16 protein-coding genes are annotated in these 17,380 nt (G+C 66.5%); 7 read left to right on the top strand and 9 right to left on the bottom strand.

Annotation, left to right across the window (positions count from 1 at the left end; all coding sequences use genetic code 11):
• Window positions 1-10 precede the first annotated feature (10 nt).
• The 3 genes from tolQ to ABCR88_RS20620 form a co-directional block, all read right to left on the bottom strand.
• Window positions 11-721 carry a protein TolQ gene (gene tolQ / locus ABCR88_RS20610; RefSeq protein ID WP_011061988.1) on the bottom strand — a complete coding sequence of 237 codons (711 nt, stop codon included), beginning with the start codon at window positions 719-721 and terminating at the stop codon, window positions 11-13.
• Between the two features lie 81 nt (window positions 722-802).
• On the bottom strand, window positions 803-2,725 hold the full coding sequence (locus ABCR88_RS20615; RefSeq protein ID WP_183000953.1) for a phytase: 1,923 nt from the start codon (window positions 2,723-2,725) through the stop codon (window positions 803-805).
• 39 nt (window positions 2,726-2,764) lie between these two features.
• Window positions 2,765-5,287 (bottom strand): TonB-dependent receptor, encoded by a 2,523-nt coding sequence (locus tag ABCR88_RS20620; RefSeq protein WP_350403335.1) that lies wholly within the window; start codon window positions 5,285-5,287, stop codon window positions 2,765-2,767.
• A 521-nt stretch (window positions 5,288-5,808) separates the two neighbouring features.
• On the opposite strand from ABCR88_RS20620, the gene ABCR88_RS20625 reads away from it, so the two are divergent.
• The 4 genes from ABCR88_RS20625 to ABCR88_RS20640 all read left to right on the top strand — a co-directional run bounded on the left by ABCR88_RS20625 (window position 5,809) and on the right by ABCR88_RS20640 (window position 10,701).
• A complete protein-coding gene (locus tag ABCR88_RS20625) occupies window positions 5,809-6,681 on the top strand; it encodes a GGDEF domain-containing protein (protein ID WP_350404908.1) in 873 nt (290 codons plus the stop codon).
• Between the two features lie 9 nt (window positions 6,682-6,690).
• On the top strand, window positions 6,691-7,728 hold the full coding sequence (locus ABCR88_RS20630; RefSeq protein ID WP_025126724.1) for an AraC family transcriptional regulator: 1,038 nt from the start codon (window positions 6,691-6,693) through the stop codon (window positions 7,726-7,728).
• A gap of 185 nt (window positions 7,729-7,913) precedes the next feature.
• Window positions 7,914-9,539, top strand: coding sequence for an NADP-dependent glyceraldehyde-3-phosphate dehydrogenase (locus ABCR88_RS20635; RefSeq protein WP_025126723.1), 1,626 nt, complete (start codon window positions 7,914-7,916; stop codon window positions 9,537-9,539).
• 121 nt (window positions 9,540-9,660) lie between these two features.
• Window positions 9,661-10,701: an FUSC family protein gene (locus ABCR88_RS20640; RefSeq protein WP_350404909.1), complete on the top strand. Its 1,041-nt coding sequence runs from the start codon at window positions 9,661-9,663 to the stop codon at window positions 10,699-10,701.
• On the opposite strand, the gene glp is transcribed toward ABCR88_RS20640, so the two are convergent.
• Both glp and moaB read right to left on the bottom strand, forming a co-directional pair.
• On the bottom strand, window positions 10,698-11,903 hold the full coding sequence (gene glp, locus ABCR88_RS20645; protein WP_011061995.1) for a gephyrin-like molybdotransferase Glp: 1,206 nt from the start codon (window positions 11,901-11,903) through the stop codon (window positions 10,698-10,700). The genes ABCR88_RS20640 and glp overlap by 4 nt on opposite strands.
• The gene (gene moaB, locus ABCR88_RS20650) at window positions 11,900-12,439 is read right to left on the bottom strand and encodes a molybdenum cofactor biosynthesis protein B (RefSeq protein WP_011061996.1); all 540 of its coding nucleotides are present in this window, start codon (window positions 12,437-12,439) and stop codon (window positions 11,900-11,902) included. The genes glp and moaB overlap by 4 nt, the downstream gene beginning before the upstream one ends.
• A gap of 226 nt (window positions 12,440-12,665) precedes the next feature.
• On the opposite strand from moaB, the gene mobA reads away from it, so the two are divergent.
• The 3 genes from mobA to fdhD all read left to right on the top strand — a co-directional run bounded on the left by mobA (window position 12,666) and on the right by fdhD (window position 15,166).
• On the top strand, window positions 12,666-13,280 hold the full coding sequence (gene mobA / locus ABCR88_RS20655) for a molybdenum cofactor guanylyltransferase MobA (protein ID WP_041118955.1): 615 nt from the start codon (window positions 12,666-12,668) through the stop codon (window positions 13,278-13,280).
• Between the two features lie 109 nt (window positions 13,281-13,389).
• On the top strand, window positions 13,390-14,280 hold the full coding sequence (locus ABCR88_RS20660; protein ID WP_011061998.1) for a LysR family transcriptional regulator: 891 nt from the start codon (window positions 13,390-13,392) through the stop codon (window positions 14,278-14,280).
• A gap of 58 nt (window positions 14,281-14,338) precedes the next feature.
• Window positions 14,339-15,166 carry a formate dehydrogenase accessory sulfurtransferase FdhD gene (fdhD, locus tag ABCR88_RS20665; protein ID WP_041118956.1) on the top strand — a complete coding sequence of 276 codons (828 nt, stop codon included), beginning with the start codon at window positions 14,339-14,341 and terminating at the stop codon, window positions 15,164-15,166.
• 72 nt (window positions 15,167-15,238) lie between these two features.
• Here fdhD and moaE read toward each other — a convergent pair whose 3' ends face one another.
• Genes moaE through ABCR88_RS20685 form a run of 4 tightly spaced genes read right to left on the bottom strand, consistent with a single transcriptional unit; the run spans window position 15,239 to window position 17,356 of the window.
• Window positions 15,239-15,697 (bottom strand): molybdopterin synthase catalytic subunit MoaE, encoded by a 459-nt coding sequence (gene moaE / locus ABCR88_RS20670; RefSeq protein ID WP_041118957.1) that lies wholly within the window; start codon window positions 15,695-15,697, stop codon window positions 15,239-15,241.
• Window positions 15,698-15,699: 2 nt separating this feature from the next.
• The gene (gene moaD, locus ABCR88_RS20675) at window positions 15,700-15,951 is read right to left on the bottom strand and encodes a molybdopterin converting factor subunit 1 (protein WP_015636139.1); all 252 of its coding nucleotides are present in this window, start codon (window positions 15,949-15,951) and stop codon (window positions 15,700-15,702) included.
• Window positions 15,948-16,430, bottom strand: coding sequence for a cyclic pyranopterin monophosphate synthase MoaC (moaC, locus tag ABCR88_RS20680; RefSeq protein WP_041118958.1), 483 nt, complete (start codon window positions 16,428-16,430; stop codon window positions 15,948-15,950). Before moaC ends, moaD begins: the two co-directional genes overlap by 4 nt.
• 26 nt (window positions 16,431-16,456) lie before the next feature.
• Window positions 16,457-17,356: a bestrophin family protein gene (locus tag ABCR88_RS20685; RefSeq protein WP_011062003.1), complete on the bottom strand. Its 900-nt coding sequence runs from the start codon at window positions 17,354-17,356 to the stop codon at window positions 16,457-16,459.
• Window positions 17,357-17,380: the final 24 nt, after the last annotated feature.

Consider the following 17,380-nt stretch of genomic DNA (forward strand, 5'->3'; position numbering starts at 1 on the left):
GCTCCTTCTCTCAGGCGGCCACGGCCAGGTGGCTCGGGGTGCCCTGCAAGGTGCGATGCAGGCGTACTTGCAGTTCATTGCCAAAGGCGTAGTAGCGGGTCAGCAGGGTCTGGCTGCGGGCCGAAAAGCGGTTGTAGGCAATCACCGCGGGAATGGCCGCGAACAGGCCGATGGCGGTGGCGATCAGCGCCTCGGCAATGCCCGGGGCCACGGTGGAAAGGGTCGCCTGCTGCACCTGGGACAGGCCGAGGAAGGAATTCATGATCCCCCACACGGTGCCGAACAGGCCGATATAGGGGCTTACCGAGCCCACCGTGGCGAGAAACTGCAGGCCCTTTTCCAGGCGGGTTTCCTGCTCGCTGATGGCCACGTACAAGGCCCGTTCCACACCCTCCAGCACCCCTTCTCCGGCACCGCCGGGCTGGCCGCGCAGGTGGCTGAACTCCTGGTAGCCGGCGGCAAAGATCGGCTCCACGCCGCCTTCGGCGTCGCTTCCCTTGGCCACTTCGCGGTACAGCGGCAGCAGCTCGGGGGCGGCGCGAAAACGCTGGATGAAAGCCTGGAAGCGCTGCTCACGACCGCGCAGCACGGCGCCACGCTGGATGATCAGGTACCAGCTGAGCAAGGACGCCAGGAGCAAGGTCAGCATCACCGCCTTGACCAACAGGCTGGCATCGCTGATCAGCCCCCAGATGCTCATGTGTTCGAGTGTGGCCTGCATGGTGGAACTCCTTCTCGGGTGCCCGCCTGGGCTGGCGGGGCTATTCGATGACATTCAAATGACAAGGTGATGACCGCCGGCTCAGGGCAGCTTCAAGGCCTGGGTGACCTCGGCCCAGGGCACGAACTTGAAGTTCTGGGTCTGCTCGGGCATGCGCTTGCGCCCGTCCTGGACCACCAGCAGGCCCTGGCTCCAGGGCCCGCCGAGGTTGGCCGAGGTGACTTCCAGGCCATCGGTTTCCGAGGCGCCGTCGATCCCCGCCCGGGCATTCAGGCTGACCCGGAAGGCGCCATGGGAAGCGAACGGCGGTTCGGCATCCAGCACCAGGTAGCTGTCGTTACCCTGGCTGGAAATCACCAGGTAGTCCCGGGCGTTGCTCTGGTACAGGGCCAGGCCCTCGACATCGGCCTGCAACAGGCCGCCGACCTTGATCACGCTGTGCAGGGTCGCCGGCTGCTCGGGCCGGGCATCCACCGCCCACACGCCAACGTCCTCTTCACCGAGGAACAGGCGCTGGCGCTGGTCATCGGCGACACAGCCCTCGGGCTGGCTGGCCACCTTGAACCGGCGCACCAGCTCGCCCTGGGCGGTACCGCCGGGGGCGCTCAGGCGGTACTGGACGAAGGTGCCGTCCTTGTCGTTGGCAATGGCGTAGATCTCGCCACTGGCCGGCTGGAACAGGCAGATGCCGTAGATTTCCTTGAGCGGCGTGGGCACCTCCCCGGCCTCGCTCAGCTCGCCGCTGGCGCGGTCGATGGCGAACAGGCTGAGGCTGTTGCGGTCGCGGTTACTGGCCACGGCCAGGTCCACACGGCGCTCGCCGAGCTGGAAGTTGGGCCGCACGTCGACGTTGTTCAGGCGCCCCACTGCCAGCTCCTGCAACAGCTTGCCCTGCAGGTCGTAGGCCAGCAGGCCCTGTTTCTTGTTAGTGCCCAGCACCCGGCTCAGGGAGGGCTGCTGCGGGTGGACCCAGATCGCCGGGTCATCGGCGGCATCGCCCTGGCGCCCCACCGGCTCGCTCTGTGCCGCCGCCTGTACGGTGGGCAATACCGGCGGCAGGGCCACCGGGGTGGCCTGCCAGTTCAACTGGCCCTGGTACAGGCGCCCGTCCTCGTCATCGCGCAGCAAGACCTGCAGGCCTTTGTCGCTGGCGCGCAGGGCGATGTTTTCCGGTTCCTTGAGGCCGGCCAGGGGCAACGTGGCCTGGGCCACCCAGCCTTTTTCCTGCTGCTGATAGAGATGCAGTTGCGCGGCCTTCGGGTCCAGGCCCAGCACCCCGCCCGGCACCAGGGCCATGGCCCCGGCGCTTTTCCTGATGTCGCCAAAGGGCGCGCGCAGGGCCACCGGCTGGCGCGCGGTGTCGGCTTCGGCATGGGCCGGGTAGGCCCACCAGCCGACATTCTGTTCATTGACCAGCAGTTGCTGGGCGGCATCGTCCACCTGGCAGAACTTGGCCTCCGGCGGCAGGGGCAGGCCACGTACCCGCTGCGGCTCGGCGCTCAGTTGCGCGCCGTGGCCCACCAGCCACTGCTCGCCCTTGCCCTCCTCGCCCACCAGGAACAGGAACAGGTTGCTGGCCTCGTCGCGGTACAGGCACAGGCCGTTGACCGGGTAGTCCCGAGTGGGCAGGTACAGCGGCTGGCCCCAGGTGCGGCTGGCCGGGTCGAGGCTCACCAGCAGTGCCTGCTGGCGCTGGTTGTCGAGGCTGGCCACCAGCAGTTGGCCACCGGCGGCGCGGCTGTCCAGGCCGTTGAACGAGCCCTTGAAGCGGGCCAGTTGCCGGCCCTGTTCGTCCACCAGCAACAGGCCTTCGCGCTCGCTGGCCAGCAGCCGGTCGGCGCCTGTGCCGGCGGGCACGAAACCCAGGCCAGTAACGCCCGGGGTCTGCTCGGCCCAGGGCTTGAGGTTCAGGCCGGGCACGCTGGGGGCAGCCAGGGCGGCGCCACAGGTCAAGCCAATGCACAGGGCCAGCAGGCGGTTTCTTGCGGTCGATACAGTGCTCATCACAATCCTTGGGTGTGCGGTCGGGCAAGGGCCCGCTACTTAGAAATGGGTGAAGGTCAGGCCGAGCTTGTAGGTCGGGCCGTATTCCTCGTACTGGGCGTTGTAGGAGCGGTTGCCGGTGTAGACGAAGTACGGCTGGTCGGTGAGGTTCTGCGCCTCGAAGCTCAGTTGCAGGTTCTTGGTCAGGGAGTACTTGGCACTGAAATCGACGAAGGTCTGGGCATCCACATGCAGGTCGTGGGCCTTGTCGCTGATGGAGGCCAGCTCATAGAGGTAGGCCGATTTGTAGTTGGCCGACAGGCGCAGGCTGAGCTTGTCGTCTTCCCAACCGAGCATCAGGTTGCCCACGGTGTCCGACTGGTTGGGCAGGTCGATGTCGCGCTTGCGGTTGACCCCGGCCTTCTGGTCGAAGCCCTCGATGCTCGCACTGGAGCGGCTGAAGGTGCTGTTGGCGCCCAGCAGCAGGCCGTTCCACGGCGCCGGCAGCCAGTCGAATTTCTGCGAATAGGCCAGTTCCAGGCCGTACAGCTTGGCGCTGTCGCCGTTGGCGAAAGTGTGCGCCTCGGAGAACCCGCTCCAGGCGCCGGTGCCGGCCAGGTCGGTGTTGTAGACGAAGTTCTGGATGTCCTTGTAGAACACGAAGGCCGAGACGCTGCCGGCGCGGCCCATGTAGTGCTCGATGCCCAGGTCCAGGTTGCTCGACTCCAGGGGCTTGAGGTCGGGGTTGCCGAAGGTCGCCTCGTCGCCGTCGATGACAAAGCCCGGGGCCAGTTGGCCGAAGGTCGGGCGCACCACGCTCTTGGTCCAGGCCGCGCGGACCTGGGTGTTCTTGTCCAGCTGGTAGCGTGCGTGCAGCCCCGGCAGCCAGTGCTGGTAGCGGCGTTGGGTGTCGGTGGCGGTGAAGGCGCCGTCGGTGACCCCGGTGCCCTTCGCCTCGAACTCGGTACCCTCGTAGCGCAGGCCGGCGATGAAGCGCCAGTCGTCGATGTCCAGGGTGTTCATGAAGTAGCCGGCGTTGATGTCTTCGCGAATCTTGAAGTCGTTGACCCGGGATTCTTCCTCGTCGTAGAACGCCGCCTGATTCAGGCCGCCGATCAGTTGCTTGATGGCGCCGCCACTGATGCCCGGGCCGAAGCGGCCAAGGGAATAGTCCACATTGCCCTTCTGGAACTGCCCGAGGTTGAGCTGCTGGTCGGTAAAGCCCAGGGTGTCGAAGTCCTTGTAGACCCAGGCTTCCAGGTCGTTGTCCTTGTTGCGTCGGCTGAGCTTGCCGCCGAACTTGAACTGCGCGGCGTAGCCACTCAGGTCATAGTCCCGGGCCAGGTCCAGGCGCAGGTTTTTCTCGGTGTCGGTGGTGTTCTGCTTTTCCCAGTCGACCTTGTCCAGGGTGAAGTTGGCCGGGTCATAGAAGCCGGCGCCGATCACCGGGCGCGGCTTGCCGTTGTCGTAGAAGCCGCTGTCGGAAAAATCGCTGTTGCCCTTGAAGGTGGCCCCGGCGATATGCGCCGGGCTGTCTTCGCTGGAGCGGCTGTAGCCGGTCTGGCCGCTGAGGGTCCACAGGCCCAACTGGCGCTCGCCGCCGAACACGTAGGACTGGATCTCCTGGGTTTCCTCGCGCTGCTTGAGCTTGCGCTTGGCCTCGGCGTCGCCGCGCTCCCCGGCCGCCAGCGGGTCGGCGAACTCGATGCTGGTGGAGTTGCGCGTCTCGCTGTCCTTGTAGCGGCTGTAGAGGGTGCGCAGGTAGTAGCTGCTGCTGTCGTCGGGCTTGTAGTCGAAGTTCAGGCCGCCGCCGGCCCGCTCGCGGCTGATGGCGTAGTCGCGCTGCTCGAACTCCTGCAGCTTGGCGCCTTGCTCGAAGTCCCAGGCGCCACCGGTCTCGACGTTGTCGGAGCCGAAATCGCGCTTCTGCCAGCTCAGGGCCGCGGCCACGCCGAAGTTGTCGACGCCGTCGCCGAGGCTGAAGCGGTTGCTCGCCGCGCCGGAGAATTTCGGGCTGGTCTGGTGGGTGTTCTGGTCGTAGCTGGCCTCGCTGCTGCCGCTGTAGAACAGGCCCTTGTGGTCGAAGGCCGAGAGGCTTTTCACGTCCACGGTGCCGCCCAGGGAGTTGGCGTCCATGTCCGGGGTCAGGGTCTTGATCACCGACAGCGACTGCACCAGCTCCGAGGGCAGCACATCCAGGGCCACGGCTCGGCGGGCGCTTTCCGGCGAGGGCACCAGGGTGCCGTTGATGGTCACGCTGTTGAGGTCCGGGCCCAGGCCGCGAACGCTGACAAAGCGCCCTTCGCCCTGGTCGCGCTCGATGCTGATGCCCGGCAGGCGCTGCGCCGCCTCGGCGACGTTCTGGTCCGGCAATTGGGCCACGCCGTCGGCGTGCACCACGCTTTCGATGCTGTCCGAGCGCCGCTGCTCCTTGAGCGCCTGGTCGATGCTGGCGGCCTGGCCCACCACTTCCACATGCTCGGTGGCCGCAGGTTCCGCAGCGCTCAAGCGTTCACTGGCGATGGCCATGGCCAGCGCGGTCAAGGTAAAGCTGACAAGCCCGGGACTGCTGCGCTTGTACATGATGGTCCTCCCCCAAGAGTCCGCTAACGCCGGGCAAGAGGCCCGGCAACTGGGAGGGCACGCTAGGGTCGGCGAATGACGGTTCTGTGACAGGCCTGGGCGACAACGGGCCAAAACGCCCCATTGCCCGGCTTTCGCCCCGGCAAATGAGCTGAATTGACCCCTGTGGAAGCGGGCTTGTCCGCGCAAGCCATCCCCCGTCGGGCGCAGGTCTTGCGGGCCCCTTCGCCGGCAAGCCGGCTCCTACAGATCCGTGGTGCACCCGCCGCCCCGTAGGAGCGGGCTTGCCCGCGAAAGCCATCCCCGTCGGGCGCAGGTCTTGCCGGCCCCTTCGCCGGCAAGCCGGCTCCTGCGGGCCGAAAAAACGCATTCGCCGTGAGCTGATTCGACCTCACGCCGGGTTTCCCCGGCGTCACCCCACTGTCACAAACATCTGCTGTGCTGGCGACCTCTCACTCCTGGCAAAAAGGATCGCGGCCATGTTCTCCGTGCTCAAACCCCACCGCTAGAAACTCGCCGCGCTGTTGCTGGCGGCCAATGCCGGGCTGCTGCTGCACCTGGCCTGCGGCAGCCTGAAATCGGTCAGCGAGTGGCAGTGGCTGGACATCATCGGCGAAGGCGGCTCGGCGCTCCTGGCCCTGGTCTGGCTCGGTCTGGTGCTCAAGAGCCGACCCGCCGGGCGGGTCACCAACTACCTGGCCCTGGGCCTGAGCTGCATTTTCTTTTCCTGGTGGATCGACAGCCTCGACGAGTTCATCCGCCTGCCCGACAGCATCACCTGGGACCACTGGCTGGAGTCCGGGCCGATGCCCATCGGCATGATCCTGCTGACCATCGGCATCTACCACTGGCACCGCGAACAGCTGGCCATCAGCGCGCAGATGGAAAAGAAGGAGCGACTGTTTCGCGAGCATCGCCAGTTCGACAAGCTCACGCCCCTGGCCGGCGCCGACTACCTCAAGCGCGAGCTGGCCAGCAGCCTGCAAGACAGCCGCCGCCAGCAGCAGCCGCTGTCGCTGCTGGCCCTGGACCTGGACCACTTCGCGGCGATCAACCAGGACTACGGCCATGCCGAAGGCGATGCGGTGCTGCAGGCCCTGAGCCATGTGCTGCTGCTCAACCTGCGGCGCCAGGACCTGCTGTGCCGGCTGGCCGGCGACCGCTTCGTGGTGCTGCTGCCCAACACCGGGGAAAGCCAGGCACGGTTGCTGGCCCTGGAACTGCAACAGGCGGTGCAGGGCCTGGCACACAAGACCCGGCAACACGGCGAGCGCCTGCACTTGGCGGCCAGCACTGCGGTGGTGATGGCCCTGGAGGAAACCCCGGAGGGGCTGCTCAAGCGCCTCAACCTAGCCCTGGCCCGGGCCAAGCAACCCCTGGCGAAAACCGCCTGAGGCGCCGTCATGACCGTGAAGACCAGTTGGTACGAAGCCGACACGCGCTTTATCCCCGGGCACTATCAACCGGCGGCGCTGATCGACCTGGCGCTGTCCCGGGACATCGACAGCCATCGCCTGCTGCGCGGCACCGGGCTGTTCCACGAGGACATCCTCGCCGGCCAGACCCGCCTCAGCCCGCAACAGTTCCTGACCCTGATCGGCAACAGCCGGCGCCTGCTGGATGCCGATGACAGCAGCTTCCTGTTCGGCCAGCGCCTGCTGCCCGGCCACTACGGCGCCGCCAGCCACGCCCTGCGTCACGCGCAGAACCTGCACCAGGCCCTGGACAGCCTGATCCAGCAGCAGGCCCTGCTCAGCCCCCTGGCCAGCCCGCGACTGCTGCTGGACGAACACTTCGCCTATTGCTACTGGCTGGACAGCTGCGGCGCCGGCGAGCACTGGCGCTTTGTGCTGGAGGCGAGCATGACCGCGCTGGTGGCCACCAGTCAGTGGCTCAGCGGCCAGCGCCTGCCCTGGGAATGCGGGTTCAGCCATGCCGAACCGCGCTATGTGGAACAGTACTGGGTGCACCTGGGGGAACACAGCCAGTTCCAGCGCCCCCTGGACCTGATGCGCATCCCCCGTGCCTGCCTGACCCAGCCCTGGCCCAACGCCTCGGCCACCGCCGGCCAGGTGGCACGCCTGGAGGCCGGCGAGCAGCTGCAGCAGCTGGGGTTCGACAGCAGCTTTCTCGACGTCCTGTATGACTACCTGCACGACCAGGTGCGCCAGCCGCCCAGCCTGGAGCAGACGGCCCAGGCCTTCGGCATGAGCCCGGCGACCCTCAAGCGCAAGCTGAGCAAGCACCACAGCGGCTACCAGCAACAGGTGGATCGGGTGCGCAAGCACGTGGCCCTGTACCTGTACCAGATCAAGGGCTGGAGCAACGAGGCGGTGGCCGACTACCTGAACTTCAATGACCCGGCCAATTTCCGTCGCTCGTTCAAGCGCTGGACCGGCAGCACCCCGACCTTGATCCGGCAGTTGCTGGGCAGCGGCTGAAACGTTTAATCTCAAACCGCCAGCCACCGCGCTCCGATCCCCCGCCAGGGCTGATCCGGGCCCCTCGCGCCCTGGCGCCAGACGCAAAAACCACTAAAGCGCCGGGCCATTCAGGCGTATAAACCCTGGAGCGATGTCGCCACCTGTCATCCGCGCCGGAGCCATTTCCAACACGGGGTAGAGTCATGACCACAGCCACGCTGCTCGACAACCTGTTTCCCGCCGCTGCCCAGATTCCCGAAGCCTATCGCCTGCCCGACCCGGTGCAGCAGCGCGACTACCTGGTGGACGGCGAACTGCGCACCTGGAACGGCCCCCTGGCCCAGGTCCGCAGCCCGATCTACCTGGACACCGCCGACGGCGACCAGCAAGTGATCCTCGGCAGCACCCCGCTGCTGGACGCCGACACTGCCCTCACCGCCCTGGACGCCGCGGTGCGCGCCTACGACCGTGGCCAGGGTGCCTGGCCAACCATGCGCGTGGCCGAACGCATCCAGCACGTGGAAGCCTTCCTGGCGCGCATGCGCGAGCAGCGCACGGCGGTGGTCAAGCTGCTGATGTGGGAGATCGGCAAGAACCTCAAGGACTCGGAAAAGGAATTCGACCGCACCTGCGACTACATCGTCGACACCATCGGCGCGCTGAAGGAGCTGGACCGGCGCTCCAGCCGCTTCGAACTGGAACAGGACACCCTCGGCCAGATCCGCCGCGTACCCCTGGGGGTGGCCCTGTGCATGGGCCCCTACAACTACCCGCTGAACGAGACCTTCACCACCCTGATCCCGGCGCTGATCATGGGCAACACCGTGGTGTTCAAGCCGGCCAAGCTCGGCGTGCTGCTGATCCGGCCGTTGCTCGAAGCCTTCCGCGACAGCTTCCCGGCCGGGGTGATCAACGTCATCTACGGCAGCGGCCGCGAGACCGTCAGCGCGCTGATGGCCAGCGGCAAGATCGACATCTTCGCCTTCATCGGCACCAACAAGGCCGCCAGCGACCTGAAGAAACTCCACCCCAAGCCGCACCGCCTGCGCGCGGCCCTGGGCCTGGACGCGAAGAACCCGGGGATCGTGCTGCCCGACGCCGACCTGGACAACGCGGTCAGCGAGGCCCTCACCGGCTCGCTGTCGTTCAACGGCCAGCGCTGCACGGCGCTGAAGATCCTGTTCGTCCATGAAAGCGTGGCCGAGCGCTTTATCCAGCAGTTCAACGCCAAGCTGCAGGCCCTCAAGCCGGGCATGCCCTGGGAGCCGGGGGTGGCCCTGACGCCGCTGCCGGAGAACACCAAGGTCGACTACCTGCATGCCCTGGTGGCCGACGCCCAGGCCCACGGCGCCAAGGTGGTGAACGCCCACGGCGGCGAGGCTCGGGCTTCGTTCTTCTACCCGGCGGTGCTGTACCCGGTGAACCCGCAGATGCGCGTCTACCACGAAGAGCAGTTCGGCCCGGTGGTGCCCATCGTGCCCTACCGCGACCTGGACACGGTGATCGACTATGTCCTGGATTCGGACTTCGGCCAGCAGTTGAGCCTGTTCGGCAGCGATCCGGCGCAGATCGGCCGGCTGGTGGACTGCTTTGCCAATCAGGTCGGGCGGATCAATATCAACGCCCAGTGCCAGCGCGGTCCGGACACCTTCCCCTTCAACGGCCGCAAGAACTCCGCCGAAGGCACGCTGTCGGTACATGACGCGCTGCGCACCTTCTCGATCCGCACCCTGGTGGCGACCAAGTTCCAGGAGCGCAACAAAGCGCTGATCAGTGACATCATCCGCAATCGCGAGTCGAGCTTCTTGACCACCGACTACATTTTCTAAGGCACATGCCACAGCACCCCGGCAGCCGCGCGACCCGCGGCTGCCAGTTGCCCCAAGGCCAACCGGAGGACCCGACCTGGACCTGTTCAAACCCCTGCGCAACCTCCACCTGCCGCCCTGGCTGCGGCGCCTGCTGCGCCCCGTGCTCGACCCCTACCGGCGCTACCGCCACGCCCGGCTGATCCATGCCGTGCGCGTCGCCCTGGGCCTGATCGCCACCATCCTCCTGACCACCGGGCTCAACCTGCCCCATGGCGAATGGGCCTCGGTGACCATGCTGGTGGTGATCGGCGGCCTGCAGCACCACGGCAACATCGGCAAGAAAGCCACTGAGCGGGCCATCGGCACCCTGGTGGGCGCCGGGGTCGGCCTGGTGCTGGTGGTGCAGCAGGCGTATTTCGGCCACCCCTGGGTCACCTACCTGGCGATGTCGGCAGTCTGCGGCTACTTCTCCTACCACGCCATCGGCAAGGGCGGCTACACCGCGCTGCTGGCGGCGATCACCGTGTTCATCGTTGCCGGCCACGGCGACAACCAGATCAGCGACGGCCTGTGGCGCGCCGTGGACATCCTCATCGGCATCGCCCTGGCCCTGGCGTTTTCCTTCGCCATCCCGCTGTACGCGGTGTACTCCTGGCGCTACAACCTGGCCAGCGCCCTGCGCGACTGCGCGCAGTTGTACGGGCGGATCATCAAGGGCCAGTCGGTGACCGACGACGAGCACCTCAAGCTCCTGGGCCGGGTCAACAGCGCCATGCTGCAACTGCGTTCGCTGATGCCTTCGGTGTCCAAGGAAGTACGGATTTCCATGACCGAGCTGGACGCCATCCAGCGCAACCTGCGCATGTGCATCAGCACCCTGGAGATCCTCGGCAACACCCGCCCCGATGCTAGCGACCCGCAGGCCATGGCGCAGATGCAACTGGCGCTCAAGGCAGAGCACCGGCAGATCCGCGTCCAACTGATCGGCATGGCCCGGGCCCTGCAATCGGGGGTCACCCAGCGCCTGGAGAAATCCGTGGAAGGCCACCCCGAAAACGCTCTGGAGGCCCCGGTGTATTCGGCCCTGGATGGTTACCGGCTGCTGACCCGGCAACTGGCCGCGACCCTCGGCGAGATGCACCAGCGCCTGGCCAAGAGCGCCCGGCACTGGAAGATCTAGAACAGCTCGCTGAAAGGAATGAAGGGCGCCCGATCCCCTGCCTGCAAGGTCCGGCCCTCGACGATTTCCACCAGGCCATCGGCCCAGGAAGCCCCCAGCAACACCCCGGAACTCTGGTTCGGATAAAGCACGGCGCGGCCGTTCTCCAGGCGCGCTCGCAGGTACTCGCGGCGCTTGCCGGCCTTGGGCCAAGCGAAGGCCACAGGCACCTCGACGCTCAGCGGCGCCACCTCCTGTACCCCCTGCAGCCGCAGCAGGTAGGCCCGGGCCAACAGGCCGAAGGTCACCAGTGCCGAGGCCGGGTTGCCCGGCAGGCCGATCACCGGCACCTGTCCGAAGTAACCCACGGTCAGGGGCTTGCCGGGCTTGATGGCGAGTTTCCAGAACAGCGGCCGGCCACTGTCCCTGAGCACCTGCCCGAGGCAGTCGGCATCCCCGGCGGAAACGCCGCCGGTGGTCAGGATCAGGTCCGCGCCATGCTGCAACTGCTCCAGCCTGAGGCGGGTGTGCTGCGGCCGGTCGGGCAGGATCCCGGCGTCGATCACCTCGCAGCCCAGGGCGTCCAGCCAGTGCCTGAGCAGGGTGCGGTTGCTGTTGTAGATGCAGCCGGGGCGCATGGGCGTGCCCGGCTCCAGCAATTCATCGCCGGTGGACAGCAGCGCCACGCGCGGGCGGCGCACCACCTGCAACTCGGTGCAGCCCTGGGCGGCGGCCACCGCCAGCTCGAAGGGGCCGAGGCGCTTGCCGGCCTGCAGCAACACCTCGCCGGCGCGGTTCTCCTGGCCCTGGGGGCGAATGTTCTGCCCCGTTTTCAGGGCCTGGGTAAAACGCACCCGGCCGTCTTCCAGCAGCTCGACGTTCTCTTGCATCTCGACGCAGTCGGCACCTTCGGGCACCGGGGCGCCGGTGAAGATCCGCGCACAGCTGCCCGGTTGCAGGGGCGCACCGGGCTGCCCGGCGAACACGGTCTGCGCTACCGGCAACGGTGCACCGTCCCAGTGCTGCAGGTTCAGGGCGTAGCCGTCCATGGCACTGTTGGGCCAGGGCGGCAGGTCCAGGGTCGCCACCAGGTCGGTGGCCAGCACCCGTTGCCGGGCCTGATCCACGGCCAGGGTTTCGCTCTCCGGCAGGCGCTGGGCGTCGGCCATGGCCAGCAGGCTGGCCAGTGCCTCTTCCACCGGCATCAGTGGGTTCTGGCTCATCCCCGGCTCTCGCAGGCCTGCACCGGTTTGAGGTGCGGCACGAAATTGCATGGCCGGTGGCGGGCATCCAGCTGCTCGGCGAGGATGCCTTCCCAGGCGGTGCGGCAGGCCCCGGTGGAGCCCGGCAGGCAGCACACCAGGGTACCGTTGGCCAGCCCGGCCAGGGCCCGGCTCTGCACCGTGGAGGTGCCGATATCGAGAATCGAGATGGCGCGAAACAGCTCGCCGAAACCGTCGATGTGCTTGTCCAGCAGGCAGCCCACGGCTTCCGGGGTGCTGTCGCGGCCGGTAAAGCCGGTGCCACCGGTGATCAGCACCACCTGGATGCGCTCGTCGGCGATCCAGGCCGCCACCTGGGCGCGGATCTTGTACAGGTCATCCTTGAGCAGGTTGCGCTCGGCCAGGCTGTGGCCGGCCTCCAGCAGGCGGCTGACCAGCAGTTGCCCGGAGGTGTCAGTGGCATATTCCCGGGTATCGCTGACCGTCAGCACGGCAATGTTCAAGGGTACAAACAACGCATCCGACTTCACGCTCATGTCATTCTCCGACCGGCAGGCTAAAAATCATGAACCCAGGCTAAAGGCCCGCCGACGCGGCTGTCTAATCGTTCTGGCTGACCGGATTATCGATGCGCTCTATCATCCTGCCGGGCCCTGCCAGGGGGCCGATAAAGCCCGTCAATCGGCCATTCAACACTTCCGATTGGACGTACCCGAAGGACAATGCCATCGTTTGCGCCACCTACTTGATATGCGTCCCGCCATGACCCCGACCCAGCCCGCCCCCGCCTGTTCCCTGCCCTGCTCGATCCTGCTGCTGGCCGGTGGCCGCGGCTCGCGCATGGGCGGCCAGGACAAGGGCCTGGTGGCCTGGCGCGGCCAGCCGCTGATTGCCCATGTGCAGGCGGTGGTGCGGCCCTTGAGCGATGACCTGATCATTTCCTGCAACCGCAACGCCGAGCGCTACCGGGCCTATGCCGACCGCTTGGTGGAGGATGGGCAGAAGGATTTCCCCGGCCCCCTGGCCGGAGTCCTGGCCGGCCTCGCGACGGCCCGCCACCCCTGGTTGCTGGTGCTGGCCTGCGATGCGCCGCAGATCGACGCGGCGCTGATCCAGGCCCTGCTGGATGCCCGCGGCAACGACACCAGGCCGGTGATGGTGCAGCAGGCCGGGCAATGGCAACCCATGTTCAGCCTGATCCCCACGGCGCTGCTGGGCGACCTGCGCCAGGCCTGGGACAACGGCGAGCGCAGCCTGCTGCGGGCCCTGGCCGCCCATGGGCTGAGGCCCCTGCCCTGCGCCGCGGACGATCCGCGGCTGAGCAACTTCAATACCCCTGAACTACTGTCTGAAGCAGGCCCCAAGCCCCTGGCCTGAACACCGCCGGAGGTGCCCAAGGGCGCAACCGGGCAAGGCCCCAGGCCTTTTCATGGGCGCAACACCTGCGTTATTACTGAACCCGACTTTTCCCACAACAGGTGCCACCGTGGACATCAAGCAACTCAAGTTTCTGATCGCCCTGGAGCAGACCCGGCACTTTGGCCAGGCCGCCGCGCGCTGCCATATCACCCAGCCGACCCTGTCCATGCGCCTGCGCAATCTTGAGGATGAACTGGACCTGATCCTGGTCACCCGTGGCCAGCGCTTCGAAGGCTTCACCGAAGCCGGCGAGCGGGTGCTGGCCTGGGCCAAGACCCTGCTGGCAGCCCATGACGGGCTGTTCGCCGAAGCCGCCGCCTGCCGCGGGCAACTGGTGGGCAAGCTGCGCCTGGGGCTGGTACCGCTGAGCGGCTTCAACCCCATCAGCTACGTGCAACAGCTATCGTCGAGCTTCCCGGAACTGCAGTTCAGCCTGTCGTCCATGAGCTCCGACCGGATCATCGAGGACATCGGCAACAACCAGCTGGACCTGGGGGTCTGCTACCTGGACCACGTCAACCCCAACTACCTGGACTTCTTCGAGATCGGCGAGACCCGGGTCGGCCTGCTCTACGACACCCGGCACTTTCATTTCGAAGGCACCGAGATGAGCTGGGAGGACGCCGCCGAACTGCCGCTGGGCATGCTCAGCACCGGCATGCACTATCGCAAGTCCATCGACCTGAGCTTTCGCAGCCGCGGGCTGAACCCGCAGCCGATCCTGGAAAGCGACTCCACCTACCAGCTGTTCCAGGCGATCCACGAAGGCTTCTGCTGCTCGATCATGCCCCTGGACAGTGGCCTGGATTCGCCCATCGAGAACCTGGCTTTTATCCAACTGCCGGATGCCAGCGTGCTGGCGCCACTGGGGCTGGTGATGCGCAAGACCGAGCCGCGCTCGGCGATTGCCGAAAAGTGCTTCGCCGAAGCCAAGAAGCTGTTTGCGATCAAAGAGTGAATCAATGCCCCAGGGCCGCCCATGGCCCTGGGCGAATCGAATGCAACGAGGTGTGGTCATGGTTTGCCGGATCGAACAAACGGAGCAACAACCCGAGGCCAATGCGCCGGCGCCGGCGCCGCAGCGGGTGGCCTATCGCGAGTACAGCGCCGACGGCCCGATGGCCGAGGCGCCGCTGGCCGCCGAGATCGCCCTGGCGATCACCTACAACGGCCTGAGCCAGGCGGTGATGATGGTGTCTCCGGGCAACCTGGAAGACTTCATTCGCGGCTTCAGCATCACCAACGACATCGTCAATGACCTCGGCGAAATCTACGACATCCGCCTCAGCCACTTCCCCCAGGCCTGCCAGGCCGACGTGGAAATTTCCAGCCGGGCGTTCTGGGCCCTCAAGGACCATCGCCGGCAAATGGCCGGCACCAGCGGCTGTGGCCTGTGCGGAGTGGAGGCCCTGGAACAGGCGCTGCCGCAACTGCAGATCCTCGAACCCGCAGCCCTGCCACCTGCCGAACACCTGCAGGGCCTGCGCGAGCGCATCGAACAGGCCCAGCACATGGCCCGCAGCAGCGGCGCCCTGCACGCGGCGCTGTACTTCGACGAACAGGGCGAGGTGCGCCTGTGCCAGGAAGACATCGGCCGCCACAACGCCCTGGACAAGCTGATTGGCGCGCTGCTGCAGGCCGGGATCGATGGCAGCCAGGGCTTTACCGTGGTCACCAGCCGTTGCAGCCTGGAACTGATCCACAAGGCCGTGCGCGCCCGCCTCGGCACCCTGGTCAGCCTCTCGGCGCCGACCGCACTCACCGTGCAATGGGCCAACAAGCATCGCCTGAACCTGATCCACGTCCCCCACCGCAACGCCCCACGAATCTACAGCCCGGTGTAAATGCACCACGCCGGATGACAGGCATCCGGCGTGGTTAGCCCCTTCCCTCAAGCCTCTGTCAGCGGCATAAGCTCAACGTTCCACACCCCAACGTTCGGCCGCCTGCCGGTCGCTCTCGCGGCCGTCGATCCAGCGTTCGCCGGCCGGAGTGACTTCGCGCTTCCAGAACGGGGCGCGGGTCTTGAGGTAATCCATGATGAAGGCGCAAGCCTCGAAGGCCGCTTGGCGATGGGCGCTGGCCACCCCGACAAAGACGATGGGCTCACCCACCTGCAGCAACCCCACCCGGTGCACCAGGCTCACCCGGTTCAGCGGCCAGCGCGCCTGGGCCTGCTCCACGATGCGCTGCAGCGAGCGCTCGGTCATGCCCGGGTAGTGTTCAAGAAACAGGCTGTGCACCGCCTCCCCCAGGTTGAGATCGCGCACATAACCGACAAAGGTCACCACGCCGCCGATGCTGGCGTCGCCGGCCTGCAAGCCGGCATTCAACTGGTCGAGGCTCAACGCCTGGGTCTGCACCTGGATGCTCATGCTCAGCCCCCGGTCACTTGCGGAAAGAAGGCGATTTCATCGAAGTCCTCGATGGCCGCATCGAGCTTGCACAGTTCCTGGTTCAGCGCGCACATCAGGCTGTTCTCCCCCAGCACCTGCGCCCAGGTTTCACCCCGGGCCATCAGCCGCTGGCGCAGGTCCTCGACGGTGCGCAGGCTGGCATCCAGGGACAGTTTTTCGCCACCGCAGCCCAGTTGCTCACGGTAGCGGGCAAAGTAGTTGACCAGAATCATCGGGCCTCTCCTGCGATAAAGGTGCCGGACTTGCCGCCCTGCTTCTTCAGCAGGTGCAGCCCTTCGATGACCATGGCGCGGTCCACCGCCTTGCACATGTCATAGATCGTCAGCGCCGCCACGCTGGCGGCGGTCATGGCTTCCAGCTCGACCCCGGTGGCGCCGTTGAGCCGGCAGCAACTGGTGATCTGCACCCGGTCCGGCGGCAGTGCCTGCAGTTCGATGTGGATCCCGGTGAGCAGCAACGGGTGGCACAGGGGGATCAGTTCGTGGGTCTTCTTTGCCGCCATGATTCCGGCGATGCGCGCCACGGCGAACACATCGCCCTTGGGATGCCCCTGGTCCTGGATCAGTTGCAGGGTGGCCGGGAGCATGCGTACCCAGGTCCGAGCCTGGGCCTCGCGCTCGGTAGCGGCCTTGCAGGTGACATCCACCATGCTGGCCCGGCCCTGGTCGTCCAGGTGAGTGAGTTCATTCATGTGCAACCTCGGATAACAACAGTGGATCAGCTCAGGACATAGTCCACCGGCTCCAGCGCCGGCGGCAGTTCGGTGGCCCCCAGGGCTTCGAGAATCTCGCGCTCGATGTTGCGCACGATGGCGCTCAGCGGCAGGTCGTTCTCGTCGTGGCCGAAGGGGTCTTCCAGCTCGTCGCCTATGGCGTCCAGGCCGAAGAAGGTGTAGCTGACGATGGCGGTGAAAATCGGCGTCAGCCAGCCCAGGGGCTCGGCCATGGCAAAGGGCAGGAGGATGCAGAACATGTAGCTGGTGCGGTGCAGCAGCAACGTGTAGGGAAACGGCAGCGGCGTGGCCTTGATCCGCTCGCAGGTGGATTGCGCGCCGGTGATGGCCGCCAGTTGATTGGCCAGCAGCAGGTAGCGCCATTCGCTGAGCCGCCCCGCCTGGGCCTGGTCCGAACACTGGCGCGCAATCTGGCGCAGCAGGCTGTCCGGCAGGTTGCTGGTGCTTGCCGGCGGCAATTGGCTGAGCCAGGTTTCGGCAGCGCTCAGTTCATCTTCGCGGCGCAGCCGGGCCTTGAGGGCATGGGCGAAACCGCACAGGTCACGCAGGATCGCGCTGCGCGCCCGGGTGTCTTCAAGCACCTGGGTTTCGCGGATCATCGAGCGCACCTCGGTCACCACCGTGCCCAGGGCCTTGCGCGCTTCGTACCAGCGGTCGTAGCAGGCGTTGTTGCGAAAGCTCATGAAGATCGACAGCGACAGGCCGAGCAAGGTGAACGGGGTGGCATTGACCTTGGAGAAATACGCCGGGTGCAAGGTCTCGATCAGCACGATGGCCGAGGCCAGCAGGGTCACCAGTAGGCTGCGCAGGGCGATGCGCTTGGCAATCGACCCCTTGAGGGAAATCAGCACGCTGATCAGGTTGGGTTTGGATCTGACGATCATCGGGGTAGAACCTTTGCACAATGA

The sequence above is a fragment of the Pseudomonas sp. W17 genome (assembly GCF_040268305.1).
Taxonomy (GTDB): domain Bacteria; phylum Pseudomonadota; class Gammaproteobacteria; order Pseudomonadales; family Pseudomonadaceae; genus Aquipseudomonas; species Aquipseudomonas protegens.

Bases quoted from the DNA above. Each gene is read 5' to 3' on its own strand.
- moaC (WP_041118958.1), bottom strand. From the start codon at position 16,430: ATGAATGAACTCACTCACCTGGACGACCAGGGCCGGGCCAGCATGGTG.
- moaD (WP_015636139.1), bottom strand. From the start codon at position 15,951: ATGATTCTGGTCAACTACTTTGCCCGCTACCGTGAGCAACTGGGCTGC.
- glp (WP_011061995.1), bottom strand. From the start codon at position 11,903: ATGAGCCAGAACCCACTGATGCCGGTGGAAGAGGCACTGGCCAGCCTG.
- moaB (WP_011061996.1), bottom strand. From the start codon at position 12,439: ATGAGCGTGAAGTCGGATGCGTTGTTTGTACCCTTGAACATTGCCGTG.
- ABCR88_RS20620 (WP_350403335.1), bottom strand. From the start codon at position 5,287: ATGTACAAGCGCAGCAGTCCCGGGCTTGTCAGCTTTACCTTGACCGCG.
- ABCR88_RS20685 (WP_011062003.1), bottom strand. From the start codon at position 17,356: ATGATCGTCAGATCCAAACCCAACCTGATCAGCGTGCTGATTTCCCTC.
- moaE (WP_041118957.1), bottom strand. From the start codon at position 15,697: ATGAGCATCCAGGTGCAGACCCAGGCGTTGAGCCTCGACCAGTTGAAT.
- ABCR88_RS20630 (WP_025126724.1), top strand. From the start codon at position 6,691: ATGACCGTGAAGACCAGTTGGTACGAAGCCGACACGCGCTTTATCCCC.
- fdhD (WP_041118956.1), top strand. From the start codon at position 14,339: ATGGTTTGCCGGATCGAACAAACGGAGCAACAACCCGAGGCCAATGCG.
- mobA (WP_041118955.1), top strand. From the start codon at position 12,666: ATGACCCCGACCCAGCCCGCCCCCGCCTGTTCCCTGCCCTGCTCGATC.
- tolQ (WP_011061988.1), bottom strand. From the start codon at position 721: ATGCAGGCCACACTCGAACACATGAGCATCTGGGGGCTGATCAGCGAT.
- ABCR88_RS20615 (WP_183000953.1), bottom strand. From the start codon at position 2,725: ATGAGCACTGTATCGACCGCAAGAAACCGCCTGCTGGCCCTGTGCATT.
- ABCR88_RS20635 (WP_025126723.1), top strand. From the start codon at position 7,914: ATGACCACAGCCACGCTGCTCGACAACCTGTTTCCCGCCGCTGCCCAG.